The organism is Chitinophaga filiformis (assembly GCF_900102545.1).
Lineage (GTDB): Bacteria > Bacteroidota > Bacteroidia > Chitinophagales > Chitinophagaceae > Chitinophaga > Chitinophaga filiformis.
This window is the reverse complement of the sequence record NZ_FNBN01000004.1, coordinates 219485-243997: the sequence shown is the minus strand read 5'-3', so window position 1 is coordinate 243997 and position 24513 is coordinate 219485. Positions and strand designations below refer to the sequence as shown.

At 47.4% G+C, this 24513-nt stretch carries 15 protein-coding genes; 10 read left to right on the top strand and 5 right to left on the bottom strand.

Going from position 1 to position 24513, the window contains the following annotated elements; genetic code table 11:
* Positions 1-34: 34 nt before the first annotated feature.
* Positions 35-619 carry a hypothetical protein gene (locus tag BLR32_RS18780; RefSeq protein ID WP_089834386.1) on the top strand — a complete coding sequence of 195 codons (585 nt, stop codon included), beginning with the start codon at positions 35-37 and terminating at the stop codon, positions 617-619.
* 254 nt (positions 620-873) lie between these two features.
* Complete coding sequence (locus BLR32_RS18775; protein WP_089834385.1) at positions 874-1509, top strand: peroxiredoxin; 636 nt, start codon at positions 874-876, stop codon at positions 1507-1509.
* A gap of 419 nt (positions 1510-1928) precedes the next feature.
* On the opposite strand, the gene BLR32_RS18770 is transcribed toward BLR32_RS18775, so the two are convergent.
* From BLR32_RS18770 to rlmN, 3 genes are read right to left on the bottom strand one after another with little or no spacing between them, the layout of a single operon-like run.
* Positions 1929-2672 carry an RluA family pseudouridine synthase gene (locus BLR32_RS18770; protein ID WP_089834384.1) on the bottom strand — a complete coding sequence of 248 codons (744 nt, stop codon included), beginning with the start codon at positions 2670-2672 and terminating at the stop codon, positions 1929-1931.
* Between the two features lie 3 nt (positions 2673-2675).
* Positions 2676-4223: a pseudouridine synthase gene (locus tag BLR32_RS34380; RefSeq protein WP_245705463.1), complete on the bottom strand. Its 1548-nt coding sequence runs from the start codon at positions 4221-4223 to the stop codon at positions 2676-2678.
* Between the two features lie 34 nt (positions 4224-4257).
* The gene (rlmN, locus tag BLR32_RS18760) at positions 4258-5301 is read right to left on the bottom strand and encodes a dual-specificity RNA methyltransferase RlmN (protein WP_089834383.1); all 1044 of its coding nucleotides are present in this window, start codon (positions 5299-5301) and stop codon (positions 4258-4260) included.
* A 726-nt stretch (positions 5302-6027) separates the two neighbouring features.
* Between rlmN and BLR32_RS18755 the strand changes: the two genes are divergently transcribed.
* Positions 6028-7230, top strand: coding sequence for a thiolase family protein (locus tag BLR32_RS18755; RefSeq protein ID WP_089834382.1), 1203 nt, complete (start codon positions 6028-6030; stop codon positions 7228-7230).
* Between the two features lie 311 nt (positions 7231-7541).
* Here the strand turns inward: BLR32_RS18755 and BLR32_RS18750 are convergent, their stop codons facing one another.
* Positions 7542-8114 (bottom strand): sigma-70 family RNA polymerase sigma factor, encoded by a 573-nt coding sequence (locus BLR32_RS18750; protein WP_089834381.1) that lies wholly within the window; start codon positions 8112-8114, stop codon positions 7542-7544.
* Positions 8115-8444: 330 nt separating this feature from the next.
* Between BLR32_RS18750 and uvrA the strand changes: the two genes are divergently transcribed.
* On the top strand, positions 8445-11261 hold the full coding sequence (gene uvrA / locus BLR32_RS18745) for an excinuclease ABC subunit UvrA (protein WP_245705462.1): 2817 nt from the start codon (positions 8445-8447) through the stop codon (positions 11259-11261).
* Positions 11262-11481: 220 nt separating this feature from the next.
* Here the strand turns inward: uvrA and BLR32_RS18740 are convergent, their stop codons facing one another.
* Positions 11482-11922 (bottom strand): DUF4293 domain-containing protein, encoded by a 441-nt coding sequence (locus BLR32_RS18740; RefSeq protein WP_089834380.1) that lies wholly within the window; start codon positions 11920-11922, stop codon positions 11482-11484.
* A 121-nt stretch (positions 11923-12043) separates the two neighbouring features.
* Between BLR32_RS18740 and BLR32_RS18735 the strand changes: the two genes are divergently transcribed.
* From BLR32_RS18735 to BLR32_RS18710, 6 genes are all read left to right on the top strand, one after another.
* Complete coding sequence (locus BLR32_RS18735; protein ID WP_089834379.1) at positions 12044-14326, top strand: NADP-dependent malic enzyme; 2283 nt, start codon at positions 12044-12046, stop codon at positions 14324-14326.
* A gap of 112 nt (positions 14327-14438) precedes the next feature.
* A complete protein-coding gene (locus tag BLR32_RS18730; RefSeq protein ID WP_089834378.1) occupies positions 14439-15470 on the top strand; it encodes a hypothetical protein in 1032 nt (343 codons plus the stop codon).
* A 56-nt stretch (positions 15471-15526) separates the two neighbouring features.
* Complete coding sequence (locus tag BLR32_RS18725) at positions 15527-16270, top strand: MlaE family ABC transporter permease (RefSeq protein ID WP_089834377.1); 744 nt, start codon at positions 15527-15529, stop codon at positions 16268-16270.
* Positions 16271-16348: 78 nt separating this feature from the next.
* The gene (locus BLR32_RS18720; RefSeq protein WP_089834376.1) at positions 16349-17152 is read left to right on the top strand and encodes an ABC transporter ATP-binding protein; all 804 of its coding nucleotides are present in this window, start codon (positions 16349-16351) and stop codon (positions 17150-17152) included.
* Between the two features lie 64 nt (positions 17153-17216).
* Positions 17217-18098 carry a succinate--CoA ligase subunit alpha gene (sucD, locus tag BLR32_RS18715; protein WP_089834375.1) on the top strand — a complete coding sequence of 294 codons (882 nt, stop codon included), beginning with the start codon at positions 17217-17219 and terminating at the stop codon, positions 18096-18098.
* Between the two features lie 220 nt (positions 18099-18318).
* A complete protein-coding gene (locus tag BLR32_RS18710) occupies positions 18319-24435 on the top strand; it encodes an alpha-2-macroglobulin family protein (RefSeq protein ID WP_176842339.1) in 6117 nt (2038 codons plus the stop codon).
* Positions 24436-24513 lie beyond the last annotated feature (78 nt).

Sequence of the window (24513 nt, the reverse complement as noted above, 5' to 3'; positions counted from 1 at the left end):
GTATCTTTGTATTGTTATCAATAACGAATCGGTTATGAAACAGACAAATACCGCTACAGTAACCAGCTCGCAGGCCATCTCAGTTGGCCAGATCATCCTGGATGATACCAATTATCTAACCTTCTGGGGACATATCCGGAAGGATGATACCTGGCAACGTTGTGACTTTATCACTACCTACGAAGTACTTAACACAATGTTACGTTATGTACAGGACAGAAGTGATGCAGTACAGATGACCATTGTGCAGAAGCTGGAAAACATGGAACAGATCCCGGACATGATAGACCTGGAACTGGAGCTGGGAAAGGCTGTCGTATTTGATAACATGTATTTTCGTCTTACCCGTCCCGGACACAGGGAAGACGGGAACTGGATAGAATATACAGACGGAGAATGTTACTATATAGAACAGGTAACCCCATTGCCATCAGCAAAAGTGCCCCAATTCGTCAGGAAAATAGACCACTGTATGGACATGCTTCACAAAAGTTATGAGCTGTACCTGGGGTACATAGAACTTGACTTTGATGAAGATGCAGCACGTAAAAAAGCTGATCTGACAGACGACCTTAAGTATACCCTGGCATATTACGCATGGAAAGAACGGACATTGTAATGTTATTCCCATTACTATCCTCATGACCCCTTGAAAAGCCCCTGATGACCCCGAAAACGACCCGGTAACCCCTACGGTGTTGTGTTGCGCTTCGTAAGCGTTATCCCTGATACCTTTTGCGTCCAATTGTTTGTTTTAGCTCCGCCCCGCCTGATCTACAGGCGGGGAATTAATTTTTTCAAAAAATAAATGAAAAGTCTATAGTATTTGTAGGAAAATCCTATTTTTGAATACTCTAAAAAAACAGCGACCTTATGAGCTTAAGATTAGGAGACATCGCACCAAACTTCCAGGCAAAAACGTCACAGGGAGATATTGATTTTTATGAGTACCTGGGCAGTGGCTGGGGAGTTCTTTTTTCACATCCGGCAGACTTTACTCCGGTTTGTACTACTGAATTAGGTAGAACAGCACAGTTAAAAGAAGAATTTGCAAAACGTAACGTAAAAGTATTGGCTTTGAGTGTGGATCCTCTGGATAAACACACCGGCTGGATCAGCGATATAAACGAAACCCAGAACACAAATGTGGATTTCCCTATTATTGCTGACCAGGACAGGAAAGTTTCCGATCTTTACGATATGATCCATCCGAATGCGTCAGAGACCGCTACTGTAAGGTCCCTGTTCATCATCGGACCAGATAAGAAAGTGAAACTGATGATCACTTATCCGGCTTCTACAGGCAGGAACTTCGTAGAAGTACTGCGTGTAATTGATTCCCTGCAGCTGACAGCAAACTACAGCGTTGCAACACCGGCTGACTGGAAAGACGGAGAAGATGTAATTGTGACAATGGCAGTGCCAACCGAGGATATCCCGGCGCGCTTCCCGAAAGGTCACAAGATCATCAAGCCTTACTTGAGAACAACGCCTCAGCCGAACAAATAAGGCAGGGCACTGTTATAAGTGAGTCAAATACAAGATTTCGTTTAAAACCTGCACAGTTGTGTGTCAGGTTTTTATTCATAAGAGTTTTTAATGGTTGGTTTTTGATTTTTACGAAACGGGGATTTCTCCCCGTTTTTTTTTGCCCGGGGTTATCACCCCGCGCTACAAACACGGGCCACGCCACGGCGGGCTAATGCTGCGAATGGTCCCGTATTGAAACCATTCGGTTTTTCGGAGGTGTTACCATTTCGTTTCCCGGGGTTGTCACCCCGCGCTACAAACACTTAGACCCCTAGCGGGGTCCAATGCCGCGAATGACCCTGTATTGTTATCCGTGGCTTTCAATTTCGGAGATGGAACAAAAAGAAAAAGGCGATCCCCTTCCGGAATCGCCCCTCAATATATTGATTTGTAATGTTCTACAACACAAGCTCCGAGCTCTGACCGCTATTCTTCCGCAACTGTGTCACCACTGCCTGGATATCTTTCGGCAATGGCGCCTCAACGATATGCTCTTCTCCCTGCTGATCCTTAAAATGCAGCTGCCAGGCATGTAATGCCAGCCTGCTCAGCAATGGACGCTCTTCTTCAGTTCTTTTACCCAGCTTATAATTCTTCTTAATGGCAGACAGAAATACCGGTGCATTTGTGCCATACAGCTCATCTACGGCAATTGGATGACCGAGGTGCTTCATATGTACACGGATCTGGTGGGTACGGCCGGTATGGATCTGCAGTTTCACAAGGCTATATAGCCCGAAGCTCTCTACTACCTCATAGTCAGTCAGGGCGTTTTTGCCCTTCCTGTTCGTCACCATTTTGCCCTTTACAACAGGATGTTCCATAATGGGCTCATCCACGCTGCCGGTAGCGGGAATCAGCTGTCCGTTTACCAGTCCCTGGTAAAATTTCTTCACATTACGGCCTTCAAACAATTGGGAATAGTACTTATGGGCCTCCTCATTCTTTGCAAACAGGATGAGACCACTGGTATCCTTATCCAGGCGGTGAACGGTAAAAATCTGGCCGTAATGCTTCCTCAGCAGTCCCTGAAGGGATTGCAGCTGGTTGTCGTGCCTGTCAGGAATGGTGAGCAGGCCTGCCGGCTTGTTCAGGATAACAAAATCAGGCGTCTCTTTTATGATGATGTCGTTAATGCGCATAGATTACTTAAAGTGCTTCAGCAAAATGATTTCTTTTTCAGTCAGAAAACGCCATTTACCACGATTGATATTCTTTTTGGTAAGACCGGCGTAAGTAACACGGTCAAGCTTTTCCACGTCATACTCAAGATGTTCGAAAATACGGCGAACAATACGGTTCTTACCACTGTGGATCTCAATACCGACCTGGGTTTTATCGCCTGCTTCCACATAGCCGAGGGCATCGACATTGGCGATGCCATCTTCCAGTGTCACCCCCTGCAGGATCTTTTCGAAGTCCGCTTTGGTTAAGGGTTTGTTCAGGCCTACATGGTATATTTTCTTGATGTTATGCTTCGGATGCGCCAGTTTCTGGGCCAGTTCACCGTCGTTGGTCAGCAGTAGCAAGCCGGAAGTGTTACGGTCCAGGCGACCTACCGGATATACGCGCTGATCGTCAGTCACCGCATCTTCGATCAGTTCCATTACTGTCTTGCGGCCTTCCGGATCATCGGTGGTAGTAATGTATCCTTTGGGTTTATTGAGCAGGATATATACCAGGTTTTTCTGGATGGTGATGCGTTTATTGCTGATCGCCACATCATCTTTAGCGGTTACTTTGAAGGCGGGTTCGGTTACCAGCTTGCCGTTCACCGTCACTTTACCTTCTTTTACAAAGTCCACTGCTTTCCTGCGGGAGCAAAGTCCGGAGTGAGCGATGTATTTATTCAGCGGCATTTCGCCGGGATTATTGCTGCTTTCTTCTTTTTTAGACGACTTTTTGCCGAACGGTGCGCTGTCTTCACTGTGACGCGCTTTTCTTACTGCGGATTTGCGGTCCTGTTTGTCAGCGAAGCGCTCATTGGCAGAGTCAAAATATTTTTTACGGTTAAAGCCGCTGGGGGTAGCACGTTCCTCACGACTGCTGCCACGTTTACCAGCCTTACGTTCTGACGGACCATGAAAGGCGCTGTCATCGCTTTGAGGGCGTGGTTTGAAAGGCGTTCTGCCGTTGGCAGTCTTGCGGACAGGCTCAATACGAGGCCTGCGTTCTGTTTTGTCTCTTTCTGAGCGTTTGGTGCCCGGAATTTCAGATGCATTGGCACTGCGGGTGCGCTCTGGCTTGCCTTCTGTTGTTTTGCCGGGACGGAAGGGTCTATCGTCCTTAGGCTTACGGTCAGAAGGGAAGGAACGTTCAGGTTTACCTTCGGTTCTTTTTGCCGGACGGCTGTTTTCGTCATTATCACGTTTACGGTCTGTCCCGAACGAACGTGTTGATTTCCTGGCATCGCCGCGGCCAGGGCGGGTATCATCATTATTGTCCCGCTTATGATCGGAAGGGAAGGTGCGTTCAGGTTTGCCTGCCGGACGACCATTGTCGTTGTTATCACGTTTGCGGTCTGTCCCGAAAGGACGTGTTGATTTCTTTGCATCGCCGCGACCTGGGCGGGTGTCTTCGTCATTGCCCCGTTTACGGTCAGCAGCGTTAGCGCGTGTTGGTTTATTGGAACTGCTGTTCTTATTTTCCTTGAAAGGGGAAAATCCTTTCTTAGCAGGTGTATTTTTTCTCATCTGTTAAATTTTGTAATTGTTAGCAGGTAGCTGATCAACCTTTATTGGCCAATTGTCCGCAGGCGGCGTCAATGTCTTTACCGCGGCTGCGCCTCAGGCGTGCATTTACCTTGTGTTTTGTCAGGTATTCCATGAATGCTTCGGCAACGTCCTCATCCGGTTTCATGAAGCGGGCGTTGGAGATTGGATTGTACTCAATAATGTTGACCAGATCTGCCGGTACCTGGCGGTATATACGGATCAGTTCATCGGCATCCCTGAAGGAGTCATTAAAGTCCTTAAAGAGGATATATTCAAATGATATCTGGTTCTGTGTAGCTTTATAGAAGTAGTTGAGGGCCTCAATCAATACCTTCAGGTTGTTGGTATCATTGATAGGCATGATCTGGCTGCGTTTCTCGTCGTTGGCAGCGTGCAGGGACAGCGCCAGGTTGAATTTCACCTTGTCATCTCCCAGTTGGCGGATCATTTTGGCCACCCCTGCGGTAGATACCGTGATACGTCTTGGGGACATGCCCAGGCCGTCAGGAGAGGTAATGCGTTCAATGGATTGTAATACGTTCTTGTAATTCAGGAGCGGTTCGCCCATTCCCATGTACACAATATTACTGAGTTTCTTGCCATAGGCGTCCATTGCCTGCTGGTTCAGCAGGGCCACTTCGTCATATATTTCGTCATAGTCCAGGTTACGCTTACGGTCCATATATCCGGTAGCGCAGAACTTGCAGCTCAGGCTGCAGCCCACCTGGGAGGAAACACAGGCTGTCTGCCTGGTATCTGTAGGGATCAGCACGCCTTCCACAAGATGACCGTCATGCAGGCGGAAGCGGCTCTTGATAGTGCCGTCATTGCTGTGCTGGGTAGTATCCACCTTAATGGCGGGAAGTGTAAAATGCTGTTCTAATTTGTTGCGTAAGTCTTTGGAAATGTTGGTCATAGCGTCAAAGCTGTTGGCGTGTTTCAGCCACAACCACTCATACACCTGTTTGGCGCGGAAGGGCTTTTCCTCTATTGACCCAAAGTATTCCTGTAATTCCGGTAAGCTGAGGTGCCGGATATTTGTTTTGCCCGATTTCATTCCTGACCTTTAAATGAGATAATGTCTGCCTTACGGCAGTCGGTAGTAAGCTGCAAAGGTACGGTATTTTAACGCATTGACCATAATAAGGTGCCAGCGACCCATTTTCCGGGATTTTCTCCCCGTGCTTATTCTCCGGATACCCTCTGCTTCTTCTCTGCGTATTCTCTGCTTGTTCTCTCTCGCTTTTGGGTTAAAATAACATCGGTTTTGTCATGTCCAGGTACTGTTTTATGCCAGATTATCTTCGGTGCTTGTTCGACGCTAATTCGACGCTAATTCGACGCTTGTTCGAATGCTGTTCGAATAGGGAATAGTTTTTAATAATATCCGATGTTGTGATTTCCCCGCGTTTCCCCCAGGGGCCGCACCTCGCCCGGGGTTGCACCCTGCGCTACAAACACTTGGACTCCTGGCGGAGTCCTATTGTCGCGGATGATTCTGTGATGGATAATTCACATTTCCGTTCCGGGGAATTACCCCCGTCCCGGGGTTGCACCCCGCGCTACAAACATTTGGGCCGCCACGGCTGGCCTATTATGGTTTGTTTAATAACGTTTGTGCTGTGGTTGAGATAGGGACCTGCACTAAACCTCCACCGAATCTCCAGGCCATCTCAGGCGAATAAAAGCTTTATTGCCTGGGGAACGGGAGGGCCTGCATTGGTATTACCCCGCTTTACCCTACATTTACACCCTTTATTAACCAAAGCAATCCATCAAAGCAATGCAAGCTGCCTATATAGTAGATGCGGTGCGCACCCCGATAGGCCGTTATGGCGGGGTTCTCAGTTCCGTAAGGCCTGACGATATGCTGGCCCTTCTCATAAAATCAATTCTTCAACGTAATCCGACCCTCGATCCTGCTGGTATTGAGGACGTCATAGCTGGTGCTACCAACCAGGCCGGGGAAGACAACCGGGATGTGGCCAGGATGGCTGCCTTACTGGCTGGCTTGCCGGTGACCGTACCGGGTAACACCGTAAACCGCCTTTGTGCCTCCGGTATGCAGGCTATCATGGATGCAGCGAGGGCGATTATGTGCGGTGACGGAGATGTGTACCTGGCAGGAGGGGTAGAGAGTATGACCCGTGCGCCATTGGTGATGCCGAAGGCAGACGGTGCTTTCAGCCGGAAAACGGAAATGTATGATTCTACGATTGGCTGGCGTTTCACCAATAGCAAGCTGGCAGACATGTATCATCCCTATTCCATGGGAGAAACTGCGGAAAACGTAGCCCGCCAATGGAATATCAGCAGGGAGCAGCAGGACCAGTTTGCCTTACAGAGCCAGTTGAGATATAAACAGGCATATGACGCAGGGAAATGGGCTGCGGAGATCATCCCCGTACCTATCACTCCCAATAAACAGGGGCAGGTGATCATCTCTGATGATGAGCCGCCACGGGAAACCTCACTGGAGAAACTGGCCGGACTGAGACCAGCCTTCGCTAAGGACGGTAGTGTAACTGCCGGTAACTCTGCCGGCATCAATGACGGGGCTTCCGTAGTGCTGGTGGTGTCAGAACAGGCGCTGAAACAATATAACCTCAAACCTCTAATGCAGATCAAAGCCATGGCGGTAGCTGGTGTTGATCCGTCTATCATGGGTATCGGCCCTGTACCGGCTACTCAGAAAGCGCTGCGTCGTGCAGGTTTGACGGTAGGGCAGCTGGACCTGGTAGAACTGAATGAAGCGTTTGCTGTGCAGGCGCTGGCCTGTATCCGTGACCTGGGGCTGGATATGGAGAAAGTCAATGTGAACGGTGGTTCTATTGCCATAGGGCATCCGCTGGGATGTACCGGCGCGAGAATTGCGGCAACACTGATGCATGAGCTGCAACGCAGGCCGGAGGCAAAATACGGGCTGACGACGATGTGTGTGGGAGTAGGTCAGGGCGCGGCGATGATCTATGAGAATCTGAGGTAATGGTTTCATCCTTTATATGGGGGATGTGTGTCTGTAATACGTATAATGATCTTTTTAACATCACTTAGAGTACTCTCGCAGGAACAAATACGACCGGGCTAAGCTGGTAACAAGTGATATTTCTAACCTATGCCAGCATTAATATGTAAAGCGTATTTGATGCGGTATTTTTTATTTATGGATGAGTCAGGGGACCATGGCTTAGCTACTGAATAATCTAATCAGATTAATTTATGGATTCTATGGTAATAAAACTAAGAACGGGCGGTCGGAGTCTCCCGGCCGCCCGTCGATGGCAAGCAAAAAAAGGATTACAAACAAATCTGCTTCTCCGTCATCATCTTCCGGAGATTGATCAGACCGTATCTCATACGGCCTAATGCGGTATTGATACTCACCTGGGTGAGGTCTGCTATCTCTTTAAAGCTCAGATCAGCATAGTGGCGGAGAATGATCACTTCCCGTTGTTCTTCCGGCAGCATATCCAGCATCCTTCTTACACGGTCGTGGCTTTGTGCTGTGATCATCTTGTCTTCCGCACTGCTTTCACTGAAATTCAGTACGTTGAAAATGTCTTTGTCGTCACTGGTTTTGATGATAGGCGTACGCTTGATCTTACGGAAGTGATCCACACAAAGGTTATGCGCAATACGCATGGCCCAGGGGAGGAACTTTCCTTTCTCAGTATAGCGTTCAGCTCTAATGGTATCTATGATCTTAATAAAGGTGTCCTGGAAAATATCTTCAGCCAGGAATGCGTCTTTCACAAGTAATACGATAGAGGTATAGAGCTTATCTTTGTGCCTGTGCACTAATTCTTCCAATGCGGAAGCATGACCCTTTTTGAAAAGAGTAATCAGTTGCTCATCACTTAGTTTGTACATTATTTGCATAAACTTCTACAATAGCGGGTTTATAATAAAAATAGGACTTGTGACAGTCGTAGGAAAAATGTGTAGAGTTTATGCTATAATAGGTAGTTTTTAGTTTAGTAAAAATAGACTCCGAAGTGGCCTTCAGTTCTCATCTAATGCAAATATAATGTAATAGTTCAATAAAACAATCCCTCCTTCGTGCAATTTTCCTGTGATTTTATATAGTCTGCAATCCGTTGTATTGGCGGATGGTGGTAGGTTTCCCGTAGAGCATATAACACATTCAGGTATAACGGAATTACCCCGGAATGGTTTACTTTCGGTATTTTTGCATCCATTATGGCTACTAAAGTGAAGAAAACGGAAACAATAATTGACGATCAGTCAGTTAGTACACAAGATCAGATTTTCATTAAAGGCGCTCGCGTTCACAACCTCAAAAATGTGAGCGTAGGCATTCCCCGGAGTAAGCTGGTAGTCGTGACGGGAGTATCCGGTTCGGGAAAGTCTTCACTGACCATGGACACATTGTACGCTGAAGGACAACGCCGTTATGCGGAAAGCCTCAGCTCCTACGCCCGCCAGTTCCTCATGAGAATGAACAAACCTGATGTCGATTATATCAAGGGCATCTGCCCGGCTATTGCCATCGAACAGAAGGTGATCACCCGTACGCCCCGTTCTACGGTGGGCTCCATGACGGAAATATACGATTATCTCCGCCTGCTCTTTGCCCGCGTCGGCAAAACATATTCCCCCATTTCCGGTCAGCTGGTGAAAAAGCACGAGGTGAGCGACGTGGTGGACTTTATCAAAAAACTGCCTTCCGGCTCCAAAATACAACTGCTGGTCACCTTCCGCCGTCACGCTAAACGCGACGTGAAGGAGGAATTACAGATCCTGATGCAGAAAGGCTTTTCCCGCCTGTATACGAAAGAGAAGGAGGCCGGCGCCTTGTTGCGTATTGAGGAGCTGCTGGATGAAAAGAAGCCTTCCCTGCCTAAAGAGGCATACCTGCTGGTAGACCGTCTGGTGGCGAAAGACTTTGAGGAAGATGACCTGCACCGTATTGCAGATAGCGTGCAGACTGCGTTCTACGAGAGTGAGGGCGACTGCCTGGTGGAAGTGAATGGCGGAGAAATGAAGCACTTTTCCAACCGTTTTGAGCTGGATGGTATGCAGTTCGAAGAGCCGGTTCCCAACCTGTTCTCCTTCAACAACCCTTACGGGGCCTGCCCGGTTTGCGAAGGCTTTGGACAGGTGCTGGGTATTGATGCCGACCTGGTGATACCCGATAAACGCCTCAGTGTATATGAAAACGCCATTGCACCCTGGAGAGGGGAGAAGATGGGCGAATACAAGGAAGCGCTGATCAAAGCCGCCAGGAAGTTCAATTTCCCCATCCACAAGCCGATAGTTGATCTTACAGAGGAGCAGTACCAGCTGCTGTGGACGGGCAACGAGCATTTCTACGGGCTGAATGAGTTCTTCAAAATGGTAGAGCAGAACCTCTACAAAGTGCAGTACCGTGTACTTCAATCCCGCTACCGGGGTCGTACTACCTGCTATGAATGCGGAGGTGGCCGCCTGAGGAAAGAAGCGCTGTATATCAAAGTAGGAGGGGTGAACATCGCCAACCTGGTAGATATGCCGGTAAGTAATCTCTACGAATGGTTCAAAGGTCTGGAGCTGAGTGAATACGATCAGCAGGTGGCCAAAAGGATCCTGGTAGAAATAGATCATCGTCTGAAGACCTTACTGGACGTAGGTCTGGGATACCTGACCCTCAACCGTGTAGCCAATACACTGAGTGGTGGCGAAAGCCAGCGTATACAGCTGACCCGCTCGCTGGGTAGTAACTTGACCAATTCCATGTACATCCTCGATGAACCGAGTATTGGTCTGCATGCACGCGATACCCACCGTTTGATCGGTGTGCTGAAAGAACTGCGTGATCTGGGCAACACCGTGGTAGTAGTGGAGCACGATGAAATGATGATGGAAGAAGCGGACTATATCATCGATATGGGGCCGCTGGCCAGTCACCTGGGAGGTGAAGTGATCTTTGCCGGGAATTATCAGCAGATACTAAAAGATTCCAAAAGCCTGACAGGAAAATACCTGAGCGGACAGCTCCGCATAGAACCACCGGCTCATACACGTAAATGGAAAAAGGCGATTACACTGGAAGGTTGCCGTCAGCATAATCTCAAGAATATTGATGTAGACTTCCCTTTACAGGTACTGACTGTAGTGAGCGGAGTGAGTGGATCCGGGAAGACTACACTGGTAAAACAGATACTGTATCCGGCCCTTATGAAGCTGAAGGGAGAGTTCGCAGAGCGTGTAGGACAACACCGTGCCCTGAAAGGCGCGGTGGATGATATTACCCAGATCGAGATGGTAGACCAGAACCCGATCGGTAAATCGTCCCGTTCCAACCCGGTAACCTATATCAAGGCATATGACGAGATCCGCGACCTGTTTGCTAAGCAGCCGCTGAGCAAGATGCGTGGTTTCCAGCCTAAACATTTCTCCTTCAACGTAGACGGCGGTCGTTGTGACGCTTGTAAAGGAGAAGGAGAAGTGATCGTTGAAATGCAGTTCCTCGCAGATGTGCATCTCCAGTGTGAAAGCTGCGGTGGTAAACGTTTCAAGGACGAAGTACTGGAAGTTACCTATAAGAACAAGAACATCTACGATGTGCTGGAAATGAGTGTGGAGGAATCCCTGGACTTCTTCAAGGATGAAAAAGATGTGTGCAATAAGATCCGTCCGCTGAGCGATGTGGGACTGGGTTACGTGAAACTGGGGCAGAGCAGCGACACCCTGAGTGGTGGAGAGGCACAGCGTGTGAAACTGGCCTCCTTCCTGGGGAAAGGAAAGGCGCAGGGACATATCCTGTTCATCTTTGACGAACCGACCACGGGTCTGCATTTCCATGATATCAAAAAGCTGCTGGCGTCATTCAATGCCCTTATTGAACAGGGGCATACCGTACTGGTGATTGAGCATAATATTGACGTGATCCGTAGTGCTGATTGGGTGATCGATCTGGGGCCTGAAGGCGGCGCCGGAGGCGGACAGCTGCTGTATGCAGGATTGCCGGAGGGACTGAAGAAGGTGAAAGAAAGTTATACCGGCCAATATCTTTAAACGGTGCGCTGCTGTACAGGACTTCATGACGCCCTGACTGTATCATGGTAGATGTGAATACCGGCAAGGCAAAGGAAATGCTGGAACGTCTGTATCACCCATTCCTACTGAATGGTCGTCCTATCATCTTTATGGACATCGCCTTACTTCATTAAGAACATAAAAAATGCTGCGGAGAATATCTTCGCAGCATTTTTATTTAATCTGTTTATGGGGTCGGTTATCTCAGTCTGTCCAGTGATTTGATCAGCTTCTCATCTTTATAAATGCCTCTTGCAGCCATAAAGAGGAAGATCAGGATCAATATTGGCAGAAAGGCGCCGGGTAAATAGGAAGAATCAGAGATATGTTTACCGCCTTCCTGCAGTTTGTTGGCTGTACTCAGCACTTCAAAATATTGAAGGGCAATAGATGCAATCGCCAGGAAGATGTTTAATACGGTCAGGCGGAACTGCAGCTTGCGGTTCTTGAACAGGAATATGCAGAAGAGCGCCAGTGCTACGATCAGCATATAGACTACAAATACCAGGAAGCTGGACTGCGCTTTAAAATAAGTGAGGGTTCCGTCGCTTAATACAGCTTTCCATATGTTCATAAACCAGGTACCTACACCGGCCGCTGCGGCTAATAGAAGATAAAGACTTTGAATGCGTTGTATCATGTTTGTCAGGGAGATTAATCGCAGTAAAAATAAGTAAATATTGTGAACCTACTCTTTCGTGCTAGCTCCTGTTCTTTTAATACTTCGTATATTGCACGCCCAAGAACAATCTTTTATTGAAATGGCAAGAAAACAGAACAAGCAGGATGCATTGGATTACCATGCATTGGGGCGGCCTGGAAAAATCGAAGTAATACCTACAAAGAACACCAAGACACAATGGGACCTTTCACTGGCTTACTCTCCCGGAGTAGCCGAACCTTGTAAGGAAATCAACAGAGACGTAGAGAATGTGTACAAATATACCGCCAAGGGTAACCTGGTAGCGGTGATCAGTAACGGTACTGCCGTGTTGGGACTGGGAGATATCGGCCCTGAAGCCGGTAAACCTGTAATGGAGGGAAAAGCAGTATTGTTCAAGATATTCGCAGATATCGATGTGTTTGATATTGAGTTGAATACAAAGAATGTAGACGAGTTTGTACAGGTTGTGAAAGCGATGGAACCGACCTTTGGCGGTATCAACCTGGAAGATATCAAAAGTCCTGAGTGCTTCGAGATTGAAGAGCGTCTGAAGAAGGAACTGAAGATCCCTATCATGCACGATGACCAGCATGGTACGGCGATCATCTCCAGTGCAGCCCTGCTGAATGCCCTGGAACTGGTAAAAAAGAAGATTGACAAGGTTAATATCGTCGTGAACGGCGCCGGCGCAGCAGCTATGGCCTGTGTAAAGCTGTATGTGGCCCTGGGAGTAAAACGGGAGAATATCATCATGTTTGACAAGGATGGCGTGATCAATACTACCCGTCCCAACCTGTCAGAGATGCACAAGCAGTTTGCCACCACTTCAAAGGTGACAGAGCTGGCAGAGGCACTGAAAGATGCGGATGTGTTTGTGGGATTATCAGTAGGGAACGTTGTAACGCCCAACATGATCAAGAGCATGGCAAAGAACCCGATCGTATTCGCGATGGCGAACCCTGATCCGGAGATTGCCTATGATCTGGCCATTGCTTCCCGTCCGGATGTGATTATGGCTACCGGCCGCTCCGATCATCCTAACCAGGTAAACAATGTATTGGGTTTCCCTTACATCTTCCGTGGAGCGCTCGACGTACGTGCTACCCAGATCAATGAAGAGATGAAGCTGGCGGCTGTACATGCCCTGGCGGAACTGGCCAAGGAATCCGTACCGGATATTGTGAACCTGGCCTATAATGAAAAGAACCTCTTCTTCGGACCAAGATATATCATTCCAAAACCATTGGATCCACGCCTGCTCAGTCATGTGGCGCCGGCGGTAGCCCGTGCTGCTATGGACAGCGGAGTGGCTCAGCTGCCTATTACCGACTGGGAGGCATATATAGAAGTACTGAATAAACGCCTCGGATTGGATAACCAGCTGTTCCGCGTTATTGGTACCAAAGCCCGTCAGGACCCACGTAAGGTGGTATTTGCAGAAGCAGATAACCTGAAAGTGCTGAAAGCATCCCAGGTAGTGAGGGAAGAAGGTATTGCCTATCCGATCCTGCTGGGTAATGAACTGCGTATCCGTAACCTGGCTGCTGAACATGGTATCGAACTGGATGACACCGTGATCATCGATCCTAAGAGCGATGAGATGCATGATAAGCGTCACCATTTCGGAGAGCTGTTCTTCAAGAAGCGCCAGCGTAAAGGTTTCAACCAGTATGAGGCGAAGAAGGTAATGCGTGAGCGTAACTACTTTGGCTGTATGATGGTGGAAACAGGAGAGGCGGATGCGCTGATCTCCGGTCTGACACGTAACTATCCTGATACCATCCGTCCGGCTTTGCAGGTGATCGGTACAGAGGCAAATGCTAAACGCGTGGCCGGTATGTATATCATCAATACCAAACGCGGACCACTGTTCCTCGGAGATACTACCGTAAACTTCAATCCTACTGCAGAAGAACTGGCAGAGATCACCATGCTGGTGGCGAATGAGGTAAGGCAATTCAACATCACACCGCGTATTGCGATGGTGTCGTACTCCAACTTCGGGTCCAGCCCAACTCCTGAAGCACAGCTGGTAAGCAGGGCGCGTGATATTGTAAAACAGAAAGATCCTACCCTGATAGTAGACGGTGAGATCCAGGCTGCTATGGCCTTCAACCAGGAGATCCTGAAGGATAGTTATCCTTTCAGTGAGCTGCTGGGACAGGAAGTGAACACCCTGATCTTCCCTAACCTTGCTGCAGGTAATATCGCATACAACCTTCTCCAGGAAGTAGCGGGCTTCGATGCTATCGGGCCGGTGCTGCTGGGTATGAAGAAACCTGTGCACATCCTCCAGTTGGGCAGCACCGTACGTTCTATTGTGAACATGGTGAACATTGCCGTGGTGGATGCCCAGCATAAGTGCTGCGACGGAAAATAATAGAAAAGATAAGTGATCAGGAATTGAGTATCCTGTATCTGATAACAACGGTAAGTGCCGCAATATCAGATCCAGGATGCTTAATTCCTGATTTTTTGATTGATATTTGGGTATGCAGCACATATCCAAGAAAAAGGCTTTTTTCCCGCTGAACCCCGCTTTCAGGGGATATCTCAAACTGTATGAGAGAGAGGTGAGGCTTCCTGTGTCTTACGAGGAGCTGCGTTATTTTGATAACAGCATCCCGGTGTATGATAAAGATGGTAAGGATACTTTATGGGAATCGGTATTTTATCCGCAGAGTATGTACCATCAGTTACAGGCGGGATTGAAGAGGATCTATTCCATCCTGAAAGCTGGTGGTGATCAGACCGCAGAAGAGCACCTGGAGGTGGAACGTATCGATTATTGTACGTTTGGTAATTCCCACCCATTCCGGATCAGGATCCGGAACACGTACAATGACGTGTACGATTATTTTTATGTCAAGATAGCAGATGCTTCCCGTATTTATGGGCTGGAGCTGGAACATATATTGTCGCCCTACTGGATCAGCTATCTGATAGATGGCAATACGCTGGTTGAAGAGCATATTGCCGGGGTGCCGGGCGATCAGTTCATACTTCACTACCTGAACAGGCCTGAGTTTAACCCAAAACGTATAGCCAAGGAGTTTGTCAAGTTCAATGAACGTTGTTTTGTGCGTCTGCTGGGGGATATGCGTTCCTATAATTTCGTTTTTGACATTACCCAGGACTTTGATGATGTACAGTTCCGCATACGCGCTATTGATTTTGATCAGCAATTCTATGAAGGAAAACGGACCCTCTATATGCCGCAGTTCTTCAAGGAGAACCGCGTTTTTGTGGAACTGGCGATGAAACACCTGAATGCAGAAGTGGTGAAGCAATATCAGCAGGAGGAGCGTTCGGTAATAGCCCGGAGGATCAAGACGCAGCGACACCGCATAAAAGATCTCAGGGATGTGATCATGACAGACCAGGTATCATTCCCGGAAAAGGTATCCCAGCTGGGTCATGAGCTGGCAGAGTATTATGATGACCCCGTGTTTTCGCGTTGTAAAACAATGGGTGAGATCATTGAACGCAGTCTGAAGCGGTTGCTGGTAAGAAGTCTTAAATGAGCGGATGGCGTCCGGGCTATGTAGTCCCGACTATTTTTCGCTATCTTTGGCCAGTTATGGAGTTTAGATTCTTTCATCATTTCGGAAGCTACCTGCTTATGCTTAAAGGCATGTTTTCCCGCCCGGAAAACATGCGGATGTTCTGGCGGGAGTTTATGCGGCAGTGTGTGGATATAGGCATCGGATCGTTTGGCATTGTATTTATTATTTCTTTGTTCATGGGAGGGGTGACCACCCTGCAGATCGCTTATCAGCTGGTAAGCCCACTCATTCCCAAATCCACCATTGCACAGGTGGTGAGGGATACGATTATTCTCGAATTTGCACCTACGCTGACCTGTATCGTACTGGCAGGTGTGGTAGGGTCCAAGATAGCTTCAGAACTGGGTAATATGCGTGTATCTGAACAGATAGATGCGCAGGAGATCATGGGAATCAATACAAAAGGATACCTGATCATGCCCAAAATCATGGCAGCGTTGATCATGATACCCTGCCTGATCTGTATTGCCGGCTTCCTGGGGATCTGGGGAGGTGAAAAGGCCGGTGAGCTGGGAGGTATTTTATCTTCAGATCAGTATTGGCAGGGCCTCAGGCAGGAGTTTAGGGCATATAATATCTTTTTTGCCCTGTTCAAATCGTTCGTATTTGCCTTCATCATTGCCAGTGTACCCTCTTACTATGGATATAATGTGGAGGGTGGCGCTTTAGAGATCGGTAAAGCCAGCACCAGCGCCGTAGTAGTAAGCTGTGTGCTGATATTGTTCATGGATTACCTGCTGGCAGCGCTCTTGTTATAAGTAATCCATCTGCTACAGCGAACGAAGAGGGATTCATTCCCGGTTTGGTAGCCCCGGATTCATAATTCGTAATTGTTTATGATTGAATTGGTTAATATTAAGAAAGGCTTTGGAGATAAGATCATTCTGCCGGATGTATCTGCCGTCATGGAGACCGGAAAAGTGAACCTGATCATCGGTACCAGTGGCAGTGGAAAGACGGTAATGATGAAATGTATGGTGGGATTGATGCCGGTGGATGCGGGTAAGGTGTTGTACGACGGAAAGGATTTTACGAACATGCAGGAGCATGAGAAGAAGGAGATCCGGCAGCAGATAGGTATGCTTTTCCAGGGATCGGCTTTGTTTGATAGTATGACGGTGGAACAGAATGTGATGTTTCCGCTGGATATGTTCGGGAAAGGCACCCTCAGGGAAAAGAAAACCCGTGTGATGGAATGCCTGGAGAGGGTGAATTTGAAGGAAGCGGCCAAAAAGTACCCGGCTGAGATCAGCGGGGGGATGAAAAAGAGGGTAGGGATTGCCCGTGCAATCGTGTTAAACCCTAAATACCTGTTCTGTGATGAGCCTAATTCCGGTCTGGATCCTCAGACTTCCCTGCTGATAGACAAGCTTATCAAAGAATTAACACTGGAGTATAATATTACCACGGTGATCAATACCCACGATATGAATACCGTAATGGAAAGCGGAGACCATATAGTATATATGTACCAGGGGCGTAAACAGTGGGAAGGAAGTAATAAAGACATCGTTTTCAGTAAAGATGAGAAGCTGAATGACTTTATCTTCGCATCCGAGTTCCTGAGAGATGCGAAAGAGATGAGGCAGATGGAAATGTTCCAGGACCAGAACTGGCGGAATCAGATCAAAAAAGATTGATTTGGAATTTGGGATTAGGACTTTAATTTTGCCGATATCATTATAAAACAATAAACCAAGCGCGATGAGTGTTTTAGTTAATAAGCATAGCAAAGTGATTGTACAGGGCTTTACCGGTACAGAGGGCACATTCCATGCCACACAGATGATAGAATATGGCACGCAGGTAGTAGGCGGCGTTACGCCGGGAAAAGGCGGCACCAAGCACCTGGATCGCCCGGTTTTCAATACAGTGGATGATGCTGTAAAGGCTACCGGCGCTGATGTTTCTATCATTTTCGTTCCACCAGGGTTCGCAGCAGACGCAATCATGGAGGCAGCGGAAGCCGGTATCGAACTGATCGTATGTATCACTGAGGGCATTCCCGTTCAGGATATGATCAGGGCTAAGAACTTCCTGGTTGGCCGTAAGAGCCGTCTGATCGGACCTAACTGCCCTGGTGTAATCACTGCTGAAGAAGCTAAAGTAGGTATCATGCCGGGTTTCATTTTCAAGAAAGGTAATATTGGTATCGTATCCAAATCCGGTACCTTAACATATGAAGCTGCAGATCAGGTAGTTAAAGCTGGTCTGGGTGTTTCTACCGCTATCGGTATCGGTGGAGACCCAATCATTGGTACCCCTACCAAAGATGCGGTTGAACTGCTGATGAACGATCCTGAAACCGTGGGTATCATCATGATCGGTGAGATCGGTGGTAGTATGGAAGCTGAGGCTGCACAATGGATTAAGAAACACGGTACCAAGCCAGTAGTTGGTTTCATCGCGGGCCAGACTGCTCCTCCGGGCCGTCGTATGGGTCACGCTGGTGCTATCATCGGTGGTGCTGATGATACAGCTGCTGCCAAGATGAAGATCATGGCGGAATGTGGTGTTCACGTAGTAGAAAGCCCTGCTAACATTGGTAAGACAATGGCAGAGGTGCTGAAAACTGTGAAAGCGTAATAATCAATAGATTATGTAATATATTGTCCTCCCACGGGTGCATCCCTGGGAGGATTTTTTTTGCCCCCGACCGTATTTTGTTGACTTTTATACCAAAACCCTGTGGAATAGGAACTTTTTTCGCATCCTATTCCGGAGATAAATGAAATATCAAATGCTATCCCATATGCGTCTTATCGTAGCCGTTTTTATTTTTTCAATTTTAAGCTGTAAAACTGTTATGGCCCAATTTAACTATGACACCCACTGGAAGAAGGTACAGGAATTAGACGGGAAAGGCCTGCTCAGATCGGCTTTGCTGGAACTGGATGTGATCTCGGAGAATGCTGCAAAGCAGCAGAACGAGGTACAGTTACTGAAGACCTATATCTACCGCATTAAATATGTGGCTAACCTGGAGGAGGAGAAGAATGAAAAGGACAGGAATGCGAACTGGAAGACGCAGACCTTTTCGCCGACTGCCCGGGCCATTATGAAAAGTCTGCAGGGTGAGACCCTGCAGCGGTACCTGGAGAATAACAGGTTTCAATTATACGAGCGTACAGACATTAAAGGCGACACCTCGACGGATGTTTCCAGCTGGAGTGAAGCGCGGCTTCACAGAGAGATAACTGCTGCTTATGAAGCCTCTTTACAGGATGTGCCTGCGCTGAAGAAGGTGGATATCAGCAAATACGGGGATATCCTGGAAGTAGCCAAAGGAAATGGTCGTAAACTGCGACCTACATTATATGATCTCGTCGCACACCGTGCCCTGGATTACTATAAGTCAGGGGAAAGCCAGATCACCAGTCCGGAGAATCAGTTTGAGCTAACAGATCCTGCGGCTTTCGCTACCGCGGATGTTTTTATGCAACATAAGTTTGCTACTACAGATTCGGCCTCCCTTCAATATAAGGCTTTGTTGCTGCTGCAGGACCTGATGCGTTTCCATGCGAATGACAAGGCTGCGCTGCTGGATCTCGACCTGGAAAGAACAACTTATATGAATCAGGTAGCGGTGATGCCTGATAAGGAAGCTTTGTATGTAAAGCTGCTGAAGGCCCAGGAGAAGGCTTATGAAGGGGAAAAAGAAGTGACGCAGGTGATGTCTCAGCTGGCCTATTATTACTTTAATGAAGGCAGTAAGAAAGAAGCTACTGTGGCTGAAGGCATGACTCCTTCGGCGGCGATGCAACTGGCGAAAACAATTTGTGAAAAGGCGATAGCATTGGCCCCTGCGTCCGTGGGAGGAGCAAACTGTTTTGATCTGCTACAGGGCATCAAAGGGAAAGCACTCAGGCTGGAAACTGAATTGGTTAATCTGCCGGGAATGCCTTTCCGAACACTGGTGAGCTATCGTAATACCGATAAGATCTATTTAAGAGTAGTACGCATAGATGAGGCATTCCGTAATTCGTTGCGTGAAGCGCAGGAAGATTACCGGGATACGACCAATAAATACTGGCGTTCAATCGTAGGTAAGCAGGCATTGAAAGCATGGGAACAAGCACTGACAGGATCAACAGATTTCAGGGAGCATGCTGCTGAGATAAAAATAGATGCCTTGCCGATGGGTATATATATGCTGTTGGCCAGTGTGAACAAGGATTTTGGTTTGAATGAGAATCTGTTGGCCATGCAGTTTATCCATGTGTCGAACATCAGTTATATACTTCGCGAATACAATGAAGACGATATCACCAGCAGGTATTATGCATTACACAGACAAACAGGCCAGCCGCTGCCGGATGCAAAGCTGACAGTCTGGGGGTACAGTGAAAGTGGAAGGACGAGTAAGTTAAAACAGTTGCAGACTTATACCGCCAATAAAGACGGCATTATAGACGTAAAATGGGATAACAAACGTCAGAATGTAAGACTGGAATGGAAGAATGGCGAAGATGAGCTGTTTATAGACGATTTTAAGTACGTATACAACTATAAGTATCAGCAACAGTCGAGCGAGTTAAAAGACCAGCATAACAGCTTTATTTTCACAGACAGGGCTATTTACCGTCCGGGTCAGACGCTCTATTTTAAAGGAATTGCGCTGACTGCTAATCCCGGTGGTGCAAAGAGCAAAGTGATGCCGGGGCTGCAGACAAAGGTAGAGTTGTATGACGTGAACGGAGAGCTGGTAGATACACTTAAAGTAACAACCAATGAATATGGTGCTTACTCAGGCAAGTTCACACTGCCCACAGGACGTCTGAATGGTGAATTCCACCTGCAGGAAACCGGTGGCATCGCATATACTGCTTTCCAGGTGGAAGAGTATAAGCGTCCGAAATTCTATGTGGAATTTGAACCAGTGAAGGGTACTTACCGCGTGAATGATTCAGTAAAAGTGACCGGTAAAGCATTGGCATATGCTGGTAACAACATAGACGGTGCACAGGTACAATATCGCGTAACAAGGAGAGCGCGTTTTCCTTATCCATGGCTGATGTGGAGAATGCCATTCCAGAGTGAATCCCGCGAGATCGTTCACGGAGAAGTGAAGACCGCTGCGGATGGTACTTTCAGTATTACTTTCCCTGCTCTGCCTGATCTCAAAGTACCAGCGTCATTGAAGCCCGTATTCTCATATGCTGTTGCTGCTACTGTTACTGATATCAATGGAGAGACACATAGCGGTGATCAGATAGTAAGTGCCGGTTACCAGGCATTGGAAATAAAAGTAAATCTGCCGGGTACTGTATTACAGAAAGACCTGGATTCTGTTAAGATCATCACACAGAATCTTAATGGCTCATTTGAAGCTGCGGAAGTAGCGGTGAGTGTAAGTCCTGTTAAACCGCCTGCACGTTTATTACGCAGCAGATACTGGTCTAAGCCTGACCAGTTTGTAATACCGCAGGCGGAGTATGAAAAGGCATTCCCGCATGATATTTACAATGATGAAGATAACCATGAGAGCTGGAAAAGGGAACAGCCGGTACTGACACAATCTGTTACTACCAGTGAAAAAGGTAATATCCATCTGGCGAAAGAAAAACTGTCTGCAGGATGGTATGAACTGAAAGCCAGCACTAAGGATAAATATGGCGAAGAAGTAGTGCAGAAACAGGTGTTTGAAGTAGTGGATCTGTCGGCGAAGAAATTGTCTTATCCTGTATATGTATGGAAATATGCGGATGCAAAGCCTGTAGAGCCGGGAGAAAAGAAACAGATCCGCATAGGTTCTTCGGCGACGGATGTACACGTACTGCAATTGTTAACGCAGTCGGAGAACAAAGAGACTTTCAGCAGTTTTAATATCAACGGAACGATTGAAAACAGGGATTATACAGCGTTGGAATCTGATAGGGGCAATGCTGTATTCCAGTATGCTTTTGTAAAAGATAACAGGGTATATACACTGGCAGAAACTGTAAATGTGCCCTGGTCTAATAAGCAACTGGATGTAACAATCGCATCTCATCGTGATAAATTATTACCCGGTGAAAAAGAGAAATGGCAGGTAAAGATCAAGGGATATAAAGGAGAGCAGGTAGCTGCTGAAATGGTAGCTTCCATGTTTGATGCTTCCCTCGATGAATTCCGCAGACAAGACTGGTCTGTGCCTTCAGTATTGCCGCAGCTGGATGCTTTCCGTTTCTGGGTTGCCGCGGACAACTTTAAGGAGACAATGGCTATGGTTCGCGATGGTATTACCCGTAAGGAAAGGCCGAAGCTGCCATCTTTCGCATATGATAATCTGAATTGGTTTGGCTGGTACCTGACAGGTGCGTATGTGTTGCTGGATGATAAGGAGGTGAGCATCGTGGGGTATTCAGAAGGAATGAGACGCAGGTTGTATGGTGCAGTGGCTGGAAGAGCTCCGGGAATAATGGCTGAATCTGCGATGGCGAAAGCTATGCCGGCACCGGCTGCCCTAAATGATGTAGTTGTTACTGCACTTGGTATAAAAAGGGAGCAGAAGGAACTGGGGTATGCTGTTGCAAATGATGCAGCTGTTGTTGACTCAGCGTCTGCTGCAGTAGGAGGTGCAGCTTCTAAACCATCTGAAATTCAACCGCGTAAAAACTTCAATGAAACAGCCTTCTTCCTGCCTGAACTGCATACAGACAAGGACGGCAATATCAGCTTCGACTTTACAGTACCGGAAGCATTGACCCGTTGGCGCTTCCTATCGCTCGCACATACAAAAGATGCTGCATTCGGTATGGCAGAAGCCAGTATTGTAACACAGAAACCACTGATGGTACAGCCGAATGCGCCACGTTTCATGCGTGAAGGTGACAGGATGGAGTTCTCTGCAAAGATCAGCAACCTGGCAGACAGTACACTGAAAGGAGAAGCAAGATTGGAACTGCTGGACGCAAAGACTATGCAGCCAGTGGATGGATGGTTCCAGAACCTGTTCCCGGTACAGCATTTTACTGTAGAGAAGGGACAGAGCACAGCGGTAAGCTTCCCTGTACAGATCCCGTTCAACTTCAACAGCTCACTGGTATACCGTGTTGTAGCGCAATCAGGCATCTATAGTGATGGTGAAGAAAATGCATTGCCGGTATTGACCAACAATACGTTGGTGACTGAGACATTACCATTGTCTATGCGCGGTGATGGTACCCGTACATTCACCATGCCTAAGTTATTAAAGAGTGAAGAGTCTGAGACTTTACAACAGCATTCCTTCACATTGGAGTTCTCTGGTAATCCGGCCTGGTACGCAGTGCAGGCACTGCCTTACCTGATGGAGTATCCGTATGAATGTTCTGAACAGATCTTTAATAGATTCTATGCAAATACACTGGCAGCTTACATTGCTAATGCATTACCAGGTGTGAAGAACATCTTTGAGAAATGGCGTACTACAGATACATCTGCTTTACAGAGTAATCTGCAGAAGAATGAGGAACTGAAAGCGGTACTGTTGCAGGAAACTCCATGGGTACTGGAAGCGAAAAATGAATCTGAACAGAAGAAGCGTATAGCCTTGTTGTTTGATCTGCAGCGTATGAGCAGCGAACAACAAAGGGCGGTGAATCAGCTGGTGGAACGTCAGATGGGCAATGGTGCTTTCCCATGGTTTAATGGCATGTGGGAAGATCGTTACATCACACAATACATCATCGCAGGTTTCGGTCGTTTACGTGAAGTTGGGGCATTGAGGAATGAAGGCGAAGCCGGAAATATGATCGCCAAGGGGCTTGGATATCTTGATAAAGCGATTGATGAAACTTACCACAGGCTGAAACAGAATAAGGCAGATATGAACGCTCAGCAGATCGGGTATATTGAAACACATTATCTGTATACACGCAGTCTGTTTAAAGGTGAAGAGATTCCCGCGGCATATCGCGAAGCCTATCAGTATTATCTGACACAGTGTAAGAAATACTGGATGAAAATGGATGTATATCCACAGGCAATGCTGGCTATCGTACTGAAGAAAGGAGGAGATGTTAAGACCGCTACTGAGATTATCAACTCCCTAAAAGAACGCGCTACTATCAATGAGGAAATGGGAATGAGCTGGAAAGAGCTGCGCGGCGGTTACTGGTGGTATCAGGCGCCTGTAGAATCGCAGGCAATGCTGATCGCTGCTTTCAAAGAGGTGACCAACGATACTACAGCTGTTGGTGATATGAAAACATGGTTGCTGAAGAATAAACAGACCAATAACTGGAATACTACCAAAGCGACAGCTGATGCATGTTATGCAATGCTGCTGGGCGGTAGCAACTGGCTAGCAGCTACACCGGAAATAGATATCAAAGCAGGTAGTGTGACCGTAAGCAGTGCACAGGAGAAAACAGAAGCTGGTACCGGTTACTTTAAAAAGCGTTTCAATACCAGTGAAGTGAAACCTGCAATGGGTAACATTGCAGTAACAGTGAAAGGCAGTAAAGGTCAGCCGTCCTGGGGCGCTGTGTATTGGCAGTATTTCGAGCAGCTGGATAAGATCACACCGGCAGAGACACCGCTGAAACTGGAGAAACAATTGTTCATCGAAAGGAATACGAGCAATGGCCCAGTATTGACTGCTATTGAAGATGGAAACAGCCTTAAAGTGGGTGATAAGGTGAAAGTGCGTATCGTGATGAAATCAGACCGTGATATGGAATATATTCACCTGAAGGACATGCGCGCTGCCTGTTTCGAGCCGCTGAATGTGATCAGTGAATGTAAGTGGCAGAACGGGGTGAGTTATTATGAAAGCACAAAGGATGCGAGCACTAATTTCTTCTTTAGTAGTTTGAGGAAAGGAACCTATGTGTTTGAGTATACTTTGTTCGTGACACATCAGGGTAATTTCAGTAATGGTATCACTACTGCACAGTGTATGTATGCGCCTGAGTTTAGCGCGCATAGTGAGGGAATAAGGGTGAAGGTAGTGGAGTAGGGTAATTCTTACAATCGATAAGGAAATGCGGGTGGGATACCATCCGCATTTTTCTTTTCTGAAACCGGACATCCCTGT